18 protein-coding genes, 1 pseudogene and 1 CRISPR repeat array (1 of these 20 cut by a window edge) are annotated in these 17,061 nt (G+C 44.7%); of the genes and pseudogenes, 7 read left to right on the top strand and 12 right to left on the bottom strand.

The genetic code is table 11. The features are described from left to right. The first annotated feature begins 305 nt into the window (after positions 1-305). The 4 genes from RS881_RS15175 (at position 306) to RS881_RS15190 (ending at position 2,686) form a co-directional block, all read left to right on the top strand. Positions 306-1,070, top strand: coding sequence for a sensor histidine kinase (locus tag RS881_RS15175; protein WP_315821852.1), 765 nt, complete (start codon positions 306-308; stop codon positions 1,068-1,070). Continuing rightward, positions 1,061-1,336 (top strand): LytS family sensor histidine kinase, encoded by a 276-nt coding sequence (locus RS881_RS15180; RefSeq protein ID WP_315821853.1) that lies wholly within the window; start codon positions 1,061-1,063, stop codon positions 1,334-1,336. The genes RS881_RS15175 and RS881_RS15180 overlap by 10 nt, the downstream gene beginning before the upstream one ends. After that, on the top strand, positions 1,333-2,040 hold the full coding sequence (locus RS881_RS15185) for a LytR/AlgR family response regulator transcription factor (protein WP_315821854.1): 708 nt from the start codon (positions 1,333-1,335) through the stop codon (positions 2,038-2,040). Before RS881_RS15180 ends, RS881_RS15185 begins: the two co-directional genes overlap by 4 nt. A gap of 253 nt (positions 2,041-2,293) precedes the next feature. After that, entirely contained in the window at positions 2,294-2,686 is a 393-nt protein-coding gene (locus tag RS881_RS15190) for a nuclear transport factor 2 family protein (RefSeq protein ID WP_315821855.1), read from the top strand. Between the two features lie 51 nt (positions 2,687-2,737). Here RS881_RS15190 and RS881_RS15195 read toward each other — a convergent pair whose 3' ends face one another. Together RS881_RS15195 and RS881_RS15200 are read right to left on the bottom strand one after the other, a co-directional pair. Further along, positions 2,738-3,073, bottom strand: coding sequence for an antibiotic biosynthesis monooxygenase (locus RS881_RS15195; protein WP_315821856.1), 336 nt, complete (start codon positions 3,071-3,073; stop codon positions 2,738-2,740). Between the two features lie 12 nt (positions 3,074-3,085). Beyond that, a complete protein-coding gene (locus tag RS881_RS15200) occupies positions 3,086-4,018 on the bottom strand; it encodes an EamA family transporter (RefSeq protein WP_315821857.1) in 933 nt (310 codons plus the stop codon). Positions 4,019-4,381: 363 nt separating this feature from the next. On the opposite strand from RS881_RS15200, the gene RS881_RS15205 reads away from it, so the two are divergent. Beyond that, positions 4,382-4,690: a hypothetical protein gene (locus tag RS881_RS15205; protein WP_315821858.1), complete on the top strand. Its 309-nt coding sequence runs from the start codon at positions 4,382-4,384 to the stop codon at positions 4,688-4,690. A gap of 2 nt (positions 4,691-4,692) precedes the next feature. Then, positions 4,693-5,073 (top strand): helix-turn-helix domain-containing protein, encoded by a 381-nt coding sequence (locus RS881_RS15210; RefSeq protein WP_315824489.1) that lies wholly within the window; start codon positions 4,693-4,695, stop codon positions 5,071-5,073. Between the two features lie 922 nt (positions 5,074-5,995). Here RS881_RS15210 and RS881_RS15215 read toward each other — a convergent pair. The 10 genes and pseudogenes from RS881_RS15215 to RS881_RS15255 all read right to left on the bottom strand — a co-directional run bounded on the left by RS881_RS15215 (position 5,996) and on the right by RS881_RS15255 (position 13,812). Then, the gene (locus RS881_RS15215; RefSeq protein ID WP_315821859.1) at positions 5,996-6,241 is read right to left on the bottom strand and encodes a hypothetical protein; all 246 of its coding nucleotides are present in this window, start codon (positions 6,239-6,241) and stop codon (positions 5,996-5,998) included. 535 nt (positions 6,242-6,776) lie between these two features. Further along, a complete protein-coding gene (locus tag RS881_RS15220; protein WP_315821860.1) occupies positions 6,777-8,441 on the bottom strand; it encodes an RHS repeat-associated core domain-containing protein in 1,665 nt (554 codons plus the stop codon). After that, the gene (locus tag RS881_RS15225; protein WP_315817192.1) at positions 8,381-8,689 is read right to left on the bottom strand and encodes a hypothetical protein; all 309 of its coding nucleotides are present in this window, start codon (positions 8,687-8,689) and stop codon (positions 8,381-8,383) included. The genes RS881_RS15220 and RS881_RS15225 overlap by 61 nt, the downstream gene beginning before the upstream one ends. Then, positions 8,673-8,924, bottom strand: a complete 252-nt coding sequence (locus tag RS881_RS15230) for a hypothetical protein (RefSeq protein WP_315821861.1) — start codon at positions 8,922-8,924, stop codon at positions 8,673-8,675. Before RS881_RS15230 ends, RS881_RS15225 begins: the two co-directional genes overlap by 17 nt. 296 nt (positions 8,925-9,220) lie before the next feature. Next, positions 9,221-10,468, bottom strand: a complete 1,248-nt coding sequence (locus RS881_RS15235; protein WP_315817190.1) for a hypothetical protein — start codon at positions 10,466-10,468, stop codon at positions 9,221-9,223. Positions 10,469-10,482: 14 nt separating this feature from the next. Then, on the bottom strand, positions 10,483-10,854 hold the full coding sequence (locus RS881_RS15240; protein WP_315824490.1) for a DUF6443 domain-containing protein: 372 nt from the start codon (positions 10,852-10,854) through the stop codon (positions 10,483-10,485). Further along, positions 10,851-11,627: a DUF8696 domain-containing protein gene (locus RS881_RS15245; RefSeq protein ID WP_315821862.1), complete on the bottom strand. Its 777-nt coding sequence runs from the start codon at positions 11,625-11,627 to the stop codon at positions 10,851-10,853. Before RS881_RS15245 ends, RS881_RS15240 begins: the two co-directional genes overlap by 4 nt. Next, positions 11,567-13,192, bottom strand: a complete 1,626-nt coding sequence (locus RS881_RS15250) for a DUF8696 domain-containing protein (RefSeq protein WP_315821863.1) — start codon at positions 13,190-13,192, stop codon at positions 11,567-11,569. The genes RS881_RS15245 and RS881_RS15250 overlap by 61 nt, the downstream gene beginning before the upstream one ends. 9 nt (positions 13,193-13,201) lie before the next feature. Then, a pseudogene (locus RS881_RS62555) lies at positions 13,202-13,546 on the bottom strand (DUF8696 domain-containing protein); the annotation flags it as partial. After that, positions 13,435-13,812, bottom strand: coding sequence for a DUF8696 domain-containing protein (locus tag RS881_RS15255; RefSeq protein WP_315821864.1), 378 nt, complete (start codon positions 13,810-13,812; stop codon positions 13,435-13,437). The gene RS881_RS15255 and the pseudogene RS881_RS62555, both read right to left, overlap by 112 nt. Positions 13,813-13,884: 72 nt before the next feature. Between RS881_RS15255 and RS881_RS15260 the strand changes: the two genes are divergently transcribed. After that, positions 13,885-14,019, top strand: coding sequence for a hypothetical protein (locus RS881_RS15260; protein ID WP_315821865.1), 135 nt, complete (start codon positions 13,885-13,887; stop codon positions 14,017-14,019). Between the two features lie 466 nt (positions 14,020-14,485). Next, positions 14,486-17,061: a CRISPR direct-repeat array (repeat unit 30 nt; unit sequence CTTTTAATTGTACCATGTAGGAATTGAAAT) (it continues 356 nt past the right edge of the window).

Below are 17,061 nucleotides of genomic sequence, written 5' to 3' on the forward strand. Positions count from 1 at the left end.
GACACCTGCTTCAGCCAATCGCGGCGGGCAATGGCATTTTTCATATTGACAGTTTTTGGAGCAACAATATTAACCAGCCAGGCGGCGGTTTTAAAAGCAGTTCGCCAACCCGCTTGCTTTATTCGACCTTTACGGAGCGGGGTCCAGGGGTCGAAAATTGCCTGGTAACCGTCGAAGTGCCGTAAAATGACCTGGCTGTTTTTTATTAATTCGCCACAAGTCGTGTTATTTAGCGTAATTCGCATTAATCAGCGAAATCCGTTTAAATCAGTGAAATCTGTGATTAATCAGTGTAATCTGTGTTTATGAGTGTGCCGTCGATTGATACCATCTTACGTAAGAAGTTGCTGCGCGTCCAGGCAATCGTGTGGGTATTGTTTTATTTCTTCCTGATCCTCTATGCCATTCAAAAATGGGAGAACCCAATGTATGGTTTTCTGTCCGTAACCGTGGCTACCACTACTTACCTCATTGCAGTGTATGGCAATGCCACCTGGCTGATCCCCAGGTTTTATCAAACCAATCGTCGGTCCTTGTATTTCCTGTATGCCACCCTTTTCCTGGCGGCATTGGTCATGATCAGGATGTATGCCGAGCAACAGGTTGTGTTGCCCATGCACTCCACTTTTTATAACATGGGGTTGCCGCATTTCTCATTTGTATTCATTACCAATTTCCTGGCTTTTATGTTTGGTGCCCTGTTGCGCATTACCATCGACTATGTGCACCTGTTGCGCAAGCAGGAAGAAATGCGCAACCAGCAACTGGCCTCCGAGCTCAACCTGCTAAAAGCACAGGTGCAACCCCATTTTTTGTTCAATACCCTTAATAATATTTATTACCTGGCCTATACCAAAAACGAAAGGACTGCCGAAGTCGTAGCCCGTTTATCGGATATCATGCGGTATTTTGTAGATGAAGCACCCAAGGAAAGAGTACCCTTACTTACAGAGATCAACTTCCTGGAAAACTATATGGAGCTCGAACAAATACGCATGTTGCACCAGGCTGCTATTGAATTTGACAGCAACATGATCAACGATTCACTCATCATTCCCCCATGTTATTAATCCCCCTGGTAGAAAATATCTTCAAGCATGGGGTTGATAAATCTGTTGAGCAAAACGATGTAGTGATCACTTTGGAACAACAAGATGGTTATCTGCACTTTATTACCCGCAACAGCCATTACAACCAGGAAAATGGGGGCAAGGGAGGGAATGGACTTACCAACCTGCGCAAGCGTTTAACATTATTATATGGAAATGATTTTACTTTGATCACGGAAAAGACCGATCATTGCTATACAGCCACCCTCAAATTTCCTGTAGCATGACCATCAACTGCCTGGTAATAGATGATGAGCCGTATGCGGTAAACCTGTTGGAAGAGTACATCCACCAGGTGCCCTACCTGCAATTGATGCATAAATGTTACAATGCCCTGGAAGCATTGAATTACCTGAAGCAGGGGCGTCCCGATCTTATTTTCCTGGACATCAATATGCCCCACTTGTCGGGCATGCAAGTGGCTACCTTGCTACCCGCCGATCAGCCCTTTATCTTTACCACCGCCTATGCCGAATTTGCTGTAGATAGCTATGAGAAGAATGCCATTGATTACCTGCTCAAACCCATCACCTTTGAGCGTTTTCTCAGGGCGGTTAATAAAGTAGCTAAACTAAGTACAGCACCCGCTACATTATCCTCCGGTACTACAGCTGGTACCCAAAAGCTTTTCCTCAAAACAGGTAAAGCCATTGTACAGGTTGATTATGATGATGTGCTGCTTATTGAGGGGCTTAAAGATTATGTGGTATTTCATACCAAAGAAGGCAAGCATGTGGTGTACAAACGAATGAAGGACCTGGAAGAAACCCTGCCGGCCAATTTTTCCCGTGTGCACCTGTCGTACATTATTAACCGGCACCATATAAGGCGCATTGAAGACAACCATGTATTTATTGGTGCCGAGCGTATACCCGTCAGTGAAAAATACCGCGAGGTTTTCTTATCACGCATCAACAAAGGGCTTTTGTAAAGTATCATGGCGGTAAGCAAGTATTGTCGACCGGCAGCCTGAGCCTGTCGAAGGCGGCTCTCCCCAGTCGCCAGCCTCTGGCTGGTGACGCCTATTTCAAAGCCTCTGGCTTTGTTGATGGATTCAAAGGAGCCTGTCGAAGGAGGCTTTAGGGGGGCGCCCTGCGGGCGGCTATATAGTGAAGCAGGGCGGCTCACCCTGGCATCTAAGTTGATTTTATTTTTCAACCATTATTATCCATAAAACCTGTTTCATGAAACAAATCTCCGCTGTATTGTTTTTCATGGCTACACTCATGGCCTGCAACGAACAAACGCCCTTGGCTGCTGCACCTGAAAGCCTTACCAAAGAAGAAGTAACCGCCTTTATTGCTCATTACGATAGTTCCTGGAATGCCAAACAAGTGGCTGTGATTGATTCCAGTATGGGTAAGGAGTATGTTTATTTTAGTTCATTGGGCAGCACTACCAGTCGTGCCAAGAGCCTCGAAGTGCTGGCCGCTGATTATTACAAGGTATTGCAGGCCAATCGTTCCGAGTTGAATATCCTGATTGATGGCAATACCGCCATTGTAAGCTCCGCTGGCAGGGCAATGGATTATGGAAGGACACCACCTTTAAAGACAATCAACGCTGCGGCCTCGTGATCCAAAAACAACAGGGACACTTAAAACTATTGACCGAGCATTGTGTAGAGATCAGGACTGATACGGTTTATAATAATCAGTAGGCCGGAAATCATACGTGTCATAATGCATTACCTGTGGTTCAAACTCCAGCAGGTATTGCTTATCTTCCTCATAATACCTGGCTTTTTCAATCTCATCTTCTGCAAAGGCTTTAATATCGTCATACGTTGCCCACCAGGAAACCGTCCAGATATGAGTAATATTTCCTTCTGTCCTTTGCCAGATCTGGGCGCCCAGGTTGCCCGGAGTGGCCAGGTAATCCGGGATACCCGTATCTATTACGTATTGCCGGTAAATGGCAGCATGTTCTGTCAGTGTGCGGCCATGCCATATGCGCGTGATCATAGTAGTGATTTATTAAATGGGGTTTACTTTCTTGCTAAGGGTTGGCAAATACTTCGGCATATTCACCAGCAACACACCGCCCAGGATAATGGCCAGGGCTGCAATCTGCACCCAGGTGATGGGTTCGCTGGCTATCAATGCGCCCAGCAATAGGGCTACAATAGGATTTACATATACATACGTACTAACCTGGGCGGCGGGCCGCATTTTGAGCAGGTACAAGTACGATAAATAAGCCACAATCGAGCCCATAGTCGCCAGGTAAGCCAGGGCCAGCCAGGAATCAATTGATACCTGTGTCCATGCCATCTTATCGTGTTCGCCCGCTAATAAACTCACCAGGCTGGTGAATACACCCGTTGCCAATAACTGGATACTGGCGTTCATCACCAGACTACCATCGGCAGGCCGGTATTTAGAATAAAGCGATCCAACCGTCCAGGCTATTTCTCCTGCCAGGATAACCAGGATACAGATCACCAGTTTGTTGGTACCGCCAGTGATATGGCTTTGTGAACCAAAACCAAATAACAATGCCACACCGGCAAAACCAACCAATAATCCCAGGATGATCACTTTATTGGAGAAGTAATAAGCCCACTGCTTCCTGTCCAGTAAGATGAACCAAAAGGGAAGGCAGGTAACGATGATCGCTGCCAGGCTGCTGGGCAAATATTGTTCGGCCCAGGTAACAGAAACCGTACCGCCAAACAGCATGAGCGTACCACAAAACGCATTACGGCCAATACTTTGGGCAGTGGGCAATGGTTGCTTTTTGACCATACACCAACCGAATAATAATACGCCTGCCGTTAAAAAGCGCAACGAAGCCATCATAAAAGGTGGAATATCCCTAAGCGCTACCAGGATAGCCAGATAAGTAGAACCCCAGATAATATAAATTCCCGCAAAAGCCAGTAATACAGTCCATTGAGTACGATTCATTGTTTTCATTTTAGGAATCCTTGCACAAGTTCGGAAATACAGAACTATTGCACCTTCGGAATCTTGCTAACTTTTAAAAGAAAGGTGAGTCACCCTGCAGCCCGGCTTGGCAGCGCAGCAGCGTGGCCCTCCTTTATACCTTCCTTGGAACGCTTTATTCGTTAACTTTAGATACATGCTCGCAGATGTACGCATATTATTTTGTTCTGATATTTACCAGCTCACCCAGTTCAATTGCCGTTGTGATATCTGCTCCCTTAGTCAAACCGAATACAATGAGCATTTCAGCATTGACTTTATACAAACCGGTTTTTTGAGTACCGTACCTTCAAGCGGAAAGAGGAGGCCCATACCGGGCGTGTTTTGATCTCCAAACCCAGCTTTCCCCATACCACCCGACATATCGACGGCCAGCCCGATATCACTACCACCATTAAGTTTAGTTTTCCCTTCTTTCAACAGATCATCGATAACTATGTACAGGAGGCCGGATGGTTTTTGAAAAACCCCGATATGCATTCCATGTTGATCAATAGCAATCCGGCCCTCGATCACCTGCACCATATTCTACTACAACAGGTACAGCCCCTGAGCCTGGGTGCCGGGATCGTCAATGGCCAGGCGCCTGCCAAACTATACGTTGATGAATTGGTATTACAGGTATTGAAGTGACCATGGGTATGCTGGGCGATGTGGCGGCTGTAACACCGGCGCCCACTGCCTTCAAGTTTTATCACTTGCCTACCATCGAACAGGCCCAGGATTACCTGTTGCGCCATTTCCGGGAAGACATCTCCCTGCAGCAGTTGGCCCAGCATTGCCATGCCAGTCCTTTTCATTTCAGTCGTCTCTTCAAAGCCGTATTGGGAGTGGCGCCGCATCAATACCTGCTGGGCATACGCCTGCACCAGGCAAAACGTTTGCTGACCGAAAGCCAGCAGGCTGTGAGTGATATTGCTTTTGAATGTGGGTTCAATAGCCTCGAACATTTTGCTACCGCTTTCAGAAAACGATATGAGGTAAGCCCTTCTTCCTTTAGGAGGCAATTGGCGTAGGGATGATTGTAATACAATTGTTATAAAAATCTAAAATTCTTTGCCATATTCTTGAATTTGGGCAATGGATAATAATAAGCCTCATATAGCAATGTTCCTGTGGTTTTAGCAGACTAGACCAATTCGCTTATTTATCATATTGGGAATTGTTCATTGCTTTGGAGGAGGTGGGGTAGTGTACGAAAATTTATTGTATTTCGCAAAGAATGATGTGTCCTTAATTATCCTATCAGACAGTTTATTTAAGTACTTCATATCAATAGATAGACCTTTTGCTCCCGATAGTTTATAATAAGCATCCTGGGGCATATTGTACCTTTCTCCTTCCCCCACTTCACAGTTGTAGAGAATTAAAAATAAATTATATTTTTCAAATAGTAAGAGCATGTAAAGCTGTACCAGGGGATGGCCTCATCAAAAACGATGAGCTCTGAACTATCCTTTTCCGTTAATGTATAAAATTTGGTATTGTGTTTTTGCTCATGACATTTAAAAAAAGGGAACAGTTTTATTAATTTTCAATTCTACTTCTTTCTTTAGCAGAAAAGAATGAGATAATTTAAAGTCCAAAGTATCCAAAGAGCGATAAATTCAACTATCTGAAACCTTTTGATAATATACTGCGATACTGCTATCTGTAGAAGACATAATCATAGCCTTAACAAAATCTACTTTCGGATTTCTTTCATAGTTAATCCTTAACGACCGATCCGGCACAACCGTATCATGCTGATGATACTCAGAAAATAACATAATAGATTTATTTTCTTTTCGCTCACAACCAATCAAGAATAGAGTTATTGTGAAGATTACAATAAGTTTGCATCCTGTTATTTCCATGATACTTTACCAGTTTGAGGGTCAAGCCATAAAAGCCATAGAAAAAAATAAAATGGTATAACAACTTTTTACTCTCATGGAATTAATATTTTGGCGTGCCTGATGGTGGAACTAAATATCCTAACCCAGGTATCGTCATCCTGAACCACAAATAACCGACAGAATGCGGCTTTAATCCTTGGTTCATATTCAAAGGTATATTCTGAACCTCTTGTAAAACGTTTATGCCAAAAGAATTTGCTGTACCCGTGTTTTCACCTCCATATTTAGAAGCCAACAGTGCTGTATTCCCCTCAACGTTAATCTTAATACTTTGCCCCTTATTCATAAACTAATTCTATTTGTGTCCAAATTGCCATTCAGGAATTAGCAAATATCCGGATTCATCATCGGTTAGTGAGACAACCTTCTTACGAAACAAAGCATCTATTAAGCAATTTTTCTCTAACTCAGAAACACCTTCGTTGACTACGTAGTTGGATAATATTTTATGGAAATACTTGCCAATGATTTCATTCAGATTTCGTTCTTTTTCTGAACATTCTTCGATAACTCTGGTGAATTGAAAAGTATTTATACTTGAATCATCAACTAGTATTACTTGGTCATTTAAAAGTACTGTCCTCATGTAATCTTCATATTGTTTATGATTGAAATTATGCTTGTGTTTAAAGTATCTATATAGATCAAGATTAGAGACTAAATACCTATTTTGAACCTTCATTTTATCTATTTTTACACTCAAAAGTAGCTGTGACGATCAAAGTCAGTTAGAAGCGTATGGAGTGTTTTATTATTCCATTCTTCCTTTCGGCAACTATAGAGAAAGAAGAACAATAATATAGATACCAAACATTTATTAATCATTTTTTTTTTTTTTTGTGAGTATCATCCAACAAGTTTGACGGAATGGGTGTCCCACTATACGTAGTTTTCTTGGGAGCATTTAATTTAGCTCGTGCCCTATTCTCAATATTTACCCCACTTACTTCGTTAATGGATATTCCATTATTTGTCATTCCCTGACTCGACGTCCCTTTGTCCGTATTATAACCATGCCCCAATAATTCATGTGTTAACGCAATAGCGGGGTCTCTCTTTTCTCCTATTGGGCTAACTTTGTTGTCCGGGTCATAAAGCGTTGTCGATCCAGTGGAAACATTTTTATCATCCTTTTCTTGAGATTCTGGTTTGTTACGATTCCCCTTTCCATTAGATGGTGTCATTGAAATATAATGATTATTTTCACTGTCAGCCATTTCACCCATTCGTTTACTTAATTCTTTATCACCCGAGTTGTCAATTCTCTTTAAATCGTTGTAGACCTTAGTCCCATACCCTGTTAAATCATTGCTCAAAGGTTTTCCATCAGATTGTGTAAGTTTCCCATTACTATATTTTGCCATAGCAGGTACAAACTCGTTTATGTAAACTATGATAATGGTATCCCCCAATGGGTCAGAATTCAATACTGGATTATTTTTCATTGAAGCATAGGGGCTTTCCCAATAAGTAGGTTTAGTGTCTATTTGCCAGAATCTACCAATCTGGGGGTCAAGACTTCGATAGAAAGCTTCATAAATACTCAAACTCAAATCATTGTTCTGTTCAATGCCATTAAATTTATACTTGTTATACATCTTCCCTACAGCTTTGGAGCTAATCCCTGCCATCGTCAACCCAAAAGGATAATAGTGTGTTTCTTCCAGGATGGGGCCGGGAGTATGGGTTACAGCCAGGTTGTCGAAGTATACCGGCAGGTTGGATTCGTTGCTGACGTACACATAAATATAACCATTCCGGGCTATAGTAAGCGGACTGTTGATGTAGGTATTGTGTAATTTATAGCCTCCACCTACCAGTACCGGGTCGGCAGCACCACTAATATACTTCAATTGTTCATCAAAGAGCAGGTAATTCACGAAGGCTTTGGCATTGTTGGCGCCAGGGTTATTATTAGAAATAAAATTCCCCAGGTCCGCATTGTTGGTACCAATGCCACTTACCTGCGCCGGGGTCAGCACTCCTTTATTCGCTGTTATCGCGCTACTGCCCGTAAATGCCGCCAATAATTCGGTCACGGCCAGGGTGAGTGGACTGCCTGCCCCGCCACCAGGCAATGTATAAAACGATTCGGCCATGATCTTCACCTTATCTCCCGCCATGACTTTTAGTACAATGCCCAGCCCGGTCTTTTCGTTGGCCAGCCCACCATGTACCCGGTACAGCTTGTTCTCGAAACTGGTTTGGGTAGCGCCGGTGGTGGCTTTGTCGATCCTGCGTCCGTTCACGATATTAAAGAAAGCCGATTCTTTTTGAAGTCTTGCATCCTCTACCGTTGCCGCCGGGTAACAAATGTCTTCTTTTTGTTCCGTCAGCACCATACGTACACTACCCAGGTGATCTTTGAGGAAGTAATCATACACGATCCGGTTGGGCTGCGGAGTGCATACCGCACTGTCTACCCTTACCAACCGGATACGCCCTTCCTCATGACCGATGAACTGCAAAGTGTCATTCTGATACACGGCACCCCCTGGTACAGGGTTACCATGGTATCTACACCCGGCTCATATACCGTCTTCTTTAGTTTATTGCCTGTGGCATCATAGAGGTATTCTATTGTCCCTTTATTGCTGCTGCCATCCTTTTTAATGGTCACCTTAGCCGGCAGATTCAGGTAATTGTATTCCACGCCATTGCCACCACCAAAAGTGACCATATCCTTATTGAGGTCTTTGACCATATTGCCATTGGCATCATAACTGTAATCCACCGTACTGCTGTTCTTGCTGCCTGCTGACGGATGTTGGTTGGATGTGCGGAAGTCGCCCAGGGGTGGATGGTTCACTGACGCCATCTATCACATTGAGCAGCTTATTGCTGCCCGCTATATAGTTGTAGGCCAGGTTGTCGATCAGGGTACTGCCGCCGGACTTCCAGCCCTTCTGGTTCATGGTGAGGATATTGCCATTGGCATCATAACTTAACCCCGTGGTGCTGAAGTCCATACCCGCATTGAGGTTGAAGTTGCTGCCCGTAAACTGCTTAAACTGGGCACCCGTCAGCCGGTTTATGGCATCATAGGTAAAGTCATAGCGCCGTACGCGGCTGTCGCCGGCACTCTTCCACAGCGTACCCGCTATATTGCCATTGAAGAGGTTGCCGGCATAGGGATCGGAGAGTCCATTAACACTAAGTGCATTGTTGTCATAGGCCAGTTCAAAACCAAAATAACGTCCGGCGGCGGGAGCAACCAGTGTCGTATCCCTGGCATACGTACGGTTTACACCGAGTAGCCAGCCCCTTATATTGTAATCGTTGACCAGGGAGTCCAGCGGGCCGCCGCCAGGGCCACCGGTGGGGGCGAGTACTTTTTCTTCAACTGCCCCAGGGCATCGTACTGCAATTCGGCTATTGTTTTGTAAGCGCTCATGGCATTGCTGTTCACCAGGGTATGGCTTAGTTTCTTTTCGGTTTTAACTACCCTGCCCAGGTCATCATAACTCATTTGTGTTACCACAATGGAGGTCTGTGCATTGGCGCCCGCTTTCTCGGTTTTGCTGATCAGTAGCAGGGGCTGTCCTGCAAAACTGTATTGGGTGGTTTGTACATCGGTGCCGCCACTTACGTTGGTGGCCTGTACCTGCGTCAGGCGGCCTTTGTCATCATAAAAGTTGATGGTGTATAAATAAGTACCAGTGCCCAATACTTTGGTGCGGCTGCCGGTCACCAGTCCTTTGATGAGGCTGCTTTGCAGGGTGGCATTTTGCGGATAAGGCCAGGTAGTATTGGAAGGTGTTTGCAGGTAAGCATCGTACACATTACTACGGGTGGCACTTAATGGGTTGCCATAGCTGCTGCGCCAGTTGTAGTTGTCATAAAAGGTATTGGTCAGTTCTTCGATGGTTTGTCCGGCGAGGCCGGGATAGGTAGAACTGCCATAAGCTGCCGTGTAATGGGTAGCCAGGGTACTGCTGTTGTTCCACAGGCCGGTAGCTACCGGCCGGTTGATCTCATCGTACTGGCTGTACAGCCATTTTACAGGGCTGCCACTGCGCATATTGGCATCCTGTGTAAGCACCAGCCGGTCGCGGGTATCGTACACCATGTATACTTCGCCTGCACCCGGCACTTTTTTGATGATCATACGCCGTTTGCCATCAAACTCATAGCGGAAGCATTGCTCATTCAGGATCAAACCACTGCTGTAGTTGATATTCCAGCTATTGGCCTGCAGCAGTTCTACTCCCCGGGGCTGTACAACGCAGCGCAATAGCCCATACACATCATAAGCGTAGTAGGTGCAGAGCCAGCCGTAATGGCCTTTACCGGTGCCGGTATCCACGATGGCAGTATTTTGTACTTTCTTCAGCACCACCTGGCCTTCGCTGTTGGTAAAGGTAATGACCTGTTTGTGGTGCTCATCCTGCGTTACCTGTTTAAACAAGGTACCGGCATCGTACAGGCTGTCGCAGGTGTAGGTAGCAAACACCCCCATGGTACCGCTGTTGGTGACAGCCCAGATGCGTACGCTATCGGTAATCGTATTCACATACAATTGGGTCTCTATCCCCGGTCGCTGCCTGCCCAGCTATTGCCGGGCGCCAGTTGTTTTAAAGGCCTGTTGAGTGGTGAAGGCTCAAAGATGGTTTGGCTATAGCCATAATTTTCACCGGGATACCGGGTGCCGGTAAAAGTGGCCTGCTGCTGGAAGGGATTGAGCTTAAAAGCACCATCATTTACCGATGCATTGCCACCAGTGGTATTGGCCGCAAAAGGCAGGTATTGGTATTGCTCGCGGCCCATGGCATCATATACTACCGGCATGACCAGGTCCATTGGAGAACTTCCTGTAGCCAGTGAACCCTGCTTTACGACGGTTTGTATCGGCCTGCCCAGGCCATCAATATACTGGGTGGTTTGTTTTACGTCTTTCAGGGGCGGGTGATGAGGCTGGCATCATCGGTATCGGGAGCCGTGGCATCCCAGGTACGGATATAGTTGATGGTAGTGACATTGTAGGCGGCCGGTGTAGCGGCCACGGGCTGGGTCATAGAGATCAGCAGGGGTTCGCTGAAGGCTGTAAGGCCATTACTGCTGACCTGCCGGCGGTACCAGGTGGCGGTGGAGAGGTTGCCGGGTGTATAGTTTTGGGTGGTCGCACCGCCAATATTAGTCCAACTGCTATTGTCTAAAGATGTTTGCCATTGCCAGGTATAGCTGCCGTTGCCGCCGGTGGCGGTAGCGCCGCCCAGTGAGCCCGGACTGGTACCAGCCGTAATGGTTTTACTGCCGGGTTGCAGGCTGCCGGCTATGAGTTGACCATACACCGTTACTGTTACCACATTGCTGTTTACCGATGCCCCGTTGCTGGTTACCGCCCGGCGGAAGTAAGTAGTAACAGGCAGGTTGCCGGGCGTATAGTTCAGACTTGTGGCACCACCGACAGTTGTCCAATTGGTATTTTCGGATGATTGCTGCCACTCGTAGGTATAAGATCCATTGCCACCAGTGGCAGCGGTGCCGGTCAGCAACCCCGGGGCGGTATTGTAGTTGATGGAAAGAGCAGCAGGCGACAAAGTACCTGCCGCTAATTGCGGATACACGGTTACGGCCACAGTATTGCTGTTTAGGGTTATCCCATTACTGGTTACAGAACGACGGAACCAGGTATTGGCGGTGAGGTTGCCCGGCGTATAGTTTTGAGCCATAGCGCCGCCAATATTGGTAAAGGTGGTATTATCGGGCGAGGATTGCCATTGATAAGCAAAGTGCCATTGCCGCCGGTGGCTGCGGTGCCAGTCAGCAACCCCGGGGCGGTATTGTAGTTAATGCTGATGCTGGCAGGTGTTACAGTTCCAGGTACCAGTTGCGGATACACCGTTACCGCCACAGTATTGCTATTAACAGTTACGCCATTGCTGGTCACAGATCGCCGGTACCAGGTATTGGCTATGAGGTTACCCGGCGTATAGTTTTGAGCCGTAGCGCCGCCAATGTTCGTATAAGTGGTATTATCGGATGAGGATTGCCATTGATAGGCATAGGTTCCATTGCCACCAGTGGCTGCGGTGCCAGTCAGCAACCCCGGGGAGGTATTGTAGTTGATGCTTGCACTCGCAGGTGTTACACTGCCTGCCACCAGTTGAGGATACACCGTTACCGCCACAGTATTGCTATTAACAGTTACGCCATTGCTGGTTACTGTACGTCGGTACCAGGTATTGGCTATGAGGTTACCGGGTGTATAGTTTTGAGCCGTAGCGCCGCCAATGTTGGTATAAGTGGTATTGTCGGGAGAGCTTTGCCATTGGTAGGTATAGCTGCCATTGCCGCCGGTAGCGGCGGTACCACTTAGGAGTCCAGGTGAAGTATTGTAGTTGATGGAAAGAGCAGCAGGCGACAAAGTACCTGCCACCAGTTGGGGATATACTGTTACGGCCACAGTATTGCTGTTAACGGTTACGCCATTGCTGGTCACAGATCGCCGGTACCAGGTATTGGCCGTGAGGTTGCCCGGCGTATAGTTTTGAGCCATAGCGCCGCCAATATTGGTAAAGGTGGTATTATCGGGCGAACTCTGCCACTGATAGGCATAGGTTCCATTGCCGCCGGTGGCTGCGGTGCCAGTCAGCAACCCCGGGGCGGTATTGTAGTTAATGCTGATGCTGGCAGGTGATACAGTTCCAGGTACCAGTTGCGGATACACCGTTACCGCCACAGTATTGCTATTAACAGTTACGCCATTGCTGGTTACTGTACGCCGGTACCAGGTATTGGCTATGAGGTTACCGGGTGTATAGTTTTGAGCCGTAGCGCCGCCAATGTTGGTATAAGTGGTATTATCGGATGAGGATTGCCATTGATAGGCATAGGTTCCATTGCCACCAGTGGCTGCGGTGCCAGTCAGCAACCCCGGGGAGGTATTGTAGTTGATGCTTGCACTCGCAGGTGTTACACTGCCTGCCACCAGTTGGGGATACACCGTCACCGTCACCACATTGCTGTTGAGGGTTACGCCATTACTGGTTACTGTACGCCGGTACCAGATATTGGCGGTGAGGTTGCCCGGTGTATAGTTTTGAGCCGTAGCGCCGCCAATGTTGGTATACGTACTATTATCGGGAGAGGATTGCCATTGGTAGGCATAGGTGCTATTGCCACCAGTGGCCACGGTACCAGTGAGTAATCCCGGCGACGTATTGTAGTTGATGCTTGCACTCGCAGGTGTTACGCTGCCTGCCACCAGTTGGGGGTACACAGTAATTGTCACCACATTGCTGTTGAGGGTTACGCCATTACTGGTAACTGTACGCCGGTACCAGGTATTGGCGGTGAGGTTGCCCGGTGTATAGTTTTGAGCCGTAGCGCCGCCAATATTGGTAAAGGTGGTATTATCGGGCGAACTCTGCCATTGATAGGCATAGGTTCCATTACCGCCGGTAGCGACTGTGCCAGTGAGTAAACCCGGAGAAGTATTGTAGTTGATGGCTGCGCTGGCAGGTGATACTGTACCTGCTACCAGGGCAGCAACAACGGTAACGGTAGCTGTATTGGAAATATAGGGGTACCATTCTCGTAGGTGAACAAGCGGAAATAAGTGTTTGCGGTAATGGGGCCTGCTGCACAGGAGCTACCGGAAGTAGCACCTGTTATATTGGTCCAGGTGCTGCCATTGGGAGACGACTGCCATTGAAAGGTATATATATAAGGATAGGACCCACTTCCCCCACTGGGTGCTGTAGCCGATAATGCAGGTGCCGTACCCGATACAATGGTTTGGCTGGAAGGACTTACCACACCCGGGGTTACAAACTGGGCCGGCAAGGTAGCTGGTAGCACACTTACTAACAATAAGCAAATAACAGGTGCAATGATGGCATAAATAGAACGCATAAGCAGTTGGCTTAAGTGATAAAAAACTACCTGGCTGTTTTTTTAAACAGCATCGAATGTTGATCTCAATGGATGGCCAGTGGGAAAATGGGCACTTCAGTTTTTATCACTAAGGGAAGCGTGTACCGGAATACCTATGCGACAACCGGTATGGTGTACAATATTAATACCTTCATTCAATACCCCGAAATGAATGGCCCCATTTAACCATTTTACGCATACTTTAAACGCTACAGCTATAATGGGAACGGTTGGCAGTTAGGATCATGCTGTACGGAGAAAAGGCGCGGCAGAGAAAAACAGGTTGGGAAAGTTGCTGGTACAAGGTTAACGAGATTTATACGCACGCACAAGCTGACAGCCCTTAACTTTTGAAAATACTACTGGTTGCAGCACTGCCAGTGACAGGCTACTGAACAGGTACCAGGATAAAGGTTGGGAATAGAAGGGAGACGCTGGTTTTTAGTCGTCGAAGGGGAGGAGCAAGGGTGGGCGGATCTATAACACCTAGGATGGCTGGCGGCTAAACCCGTAATTATCAGCTGCCAGTGGCGGTCGTCGATACCTGGGGCAAATCGTATTAGGAGAGGTCGACTACTATTTCTCAAATAAAAGGCTTAAGTTCGTTATGAAAAGCCTTGATGATCAGGCTTTTAGGCCGCCAGCCCGACGACTTTTAATTGTACCATGTAGGAATTGAAATAGGCTGGCAGCTGGATCGGCAACTGCCTGTCCTGTTTCCTTTTAATTGTACCATGTAGGAATTGAAATTTGCCGTACCCTAGGCGGGTATTTAGCTTTCTGTAATCTTTTAATTGTACCATGTAGGAATTGAAATTTTTCATGCCGATTCCGAGCTGGTTGTTATGTAAACTTTTAATTGTACCATGTAGGAATTGAAATAGCATACTATTACCTTTCCGAAAAACAAAACAACACTTTTAATTGTACCATGTAGGAATTGAAATCTAAGTTGATGCTTGATTTCGTCGTTGTCTTGTTTCTTTTAATTGTACCATGTAGGAATTGAAATTAGTTATGAACACATGCGTACCGCCTTTTAATTGGCTTTTAATTGTACCATGTAGGAATTGAAATTTAATTGGTTCTTTGTTGTTTACAATTCTGTTGATTCTTTTAATTGTACCATGTAGGAATTGAAATATAGGAGCAGTGCTACAAAACGAACTAACAAAAGCGCTTTTAATTGTACCATGTAGGAATTGAAATGTAACAGGAGGAGCAGCACCTACAGGAGGAAAAGACTTTTAATTGTACCATGTAGGAATTGAAATATTATTAACAATGTTAAGAATGCTAAGATTAGCAGACCTTTTAATTGTACCATGTAGGAATTGAAATAATTGAACAACAAGAAAAATTACAAGAAATGCAAACTTTTAATTGTACCATGTAGGAATTGAAATATTTGTCGTGTCGGGTATTTTATCGTTAACAATAGCTTTTAATTGTACCATGTAGGAATTGAAATTAGATTCTGTAAATTCATTTTCCTTCTTTACTGCTATTCTTTTAATTGTACCATGTAGGAATTGAAATCAATCGACACACTAAACCTATCCAGAAAAGTATACCTTTTAATTGTACCATGTAGGAATTGAAATGGGTCGAAATTACGCACTAGGCAGCCAAGAGGGACTAGCTTTTAATTGTACCATGTAGGAATTGAAATTAAGTCCGCCTGTATTAATCACGAAGGCATCTGATCTTTTAATTGTACCATGTAGGAATTGAAATTATATTAATCCTGGATTTAATCCTGCTTCAATCATTCTTTTAATTGTACCATGTAGGAATTGAAATTCTTCCAATGCAGAACTAGGAAATAATGAACCACTCTTTTAATTGTACCATGTAGGAATTGAAATATTGGGGCAGTATTACAGAACGAACTTACAAGAGCACTTTTAATTGTACCATGTAGGAATTGAAATATTACTCGCATATTGGGACATATACAAAAACTACTACTTTTAATTGTACCATGTAGGAATTGAAATTATTATAGAACACATGCGTACCGCCTTCTAAGTGATCTTTTAATTGTACCATGTAGGAATTGAAATTGGTTTCAATCTCGTTAGAAACAGCGAAGTAAGTAGCTTTTAATTGTACCATGTAGGAATTGAAATCTTTTGCTTTGTATGCAATTATGATTTCGGTTATGACCTTTTAATTGTACCATGTAGGAATTGAAATTGGCTAATGCAGTAAATACTGGCGAGAAACTGGCACTTTTAATTGTACCATGTAGGAATTGAAATCATACTATACGATATGCATTATCAATCTGGCAATAATGCTTTTAATTGTACCATGTAGGAATTGAAATTTCAACTCCCAAAATATACCAAATTGGTGAGCAACTCTTTAATTGTACCATGTAGGAATTGAAATGATTAGCGCAACCTAACAGGACGCAGATGTACCTGTCCTTTAATTGTACCATGTAGGAATTGAAATATTGGTGGCGGATTCGTAAATTGGAAAAAGGTTCACTTTTAATTGTACCATGTAGGAATTGAAATCCACACGCATCGAATAGTTTAATAATTTCATCTTCGCTTTTAATTGTACCATGTAGGAATTGAAATTTTTAACGGTTCGGCAGAGGCCGAAGTGGTATTATTACTTTTAATTGTACCATGTAGGAATTGAAATTCCCTTTTTCTACATATATCTTCGCCTATCGGATCCTTTTAATTGTACCATGTAGGAATTGAAATATTCTAAGCTGCCGCCATACCCGCCGCCATTAAGAAACTTTTAATTGTACCATGTAGGAATTGAAATGATAATTATGTATAAAACAGAAGACCTAGACGATTCTTTTAATTGTACCATGTAGGAATTGAAATACTATCCAAAGAGTGTAATAAGTGGCGGTAAATCCTCTTTTAATTGTACCATGTAGGAATTGAAATATTTATAAGGGTGTTGGTATAGGCAAAAATATTACTTTTAATTGTACCATGTAGGAATTGAAATTTTATTAAATCTATTTATATGAATAATTATGAGTATCTTTTAATTGTACCATGTAGGAATTGAAATGTTTACTTTTGGTAAGCTGCAAGGATTGGATATACGAGGCTTTTAATTGTACCATGTAGGAATTGAAATTCCAAAAGCATCACCGCCACCATAAGCCACCGCAAGCTTTTAATTGTACCATGTAGGAATTGAAATGGATGATACCCTCCTGTAACCTTGAGAATTCTTTCTGCT

The sequence above is a fragment of the Paraflavitalea speifideaquila genome, assembly GCF_032395985.1.
GTDB lineage: Bacteria > Bacteroidota > Bacteroidia > Chitinophagales > Chitinophagaceae > Paraflavitalea > Paraflavitalea speifideaquila.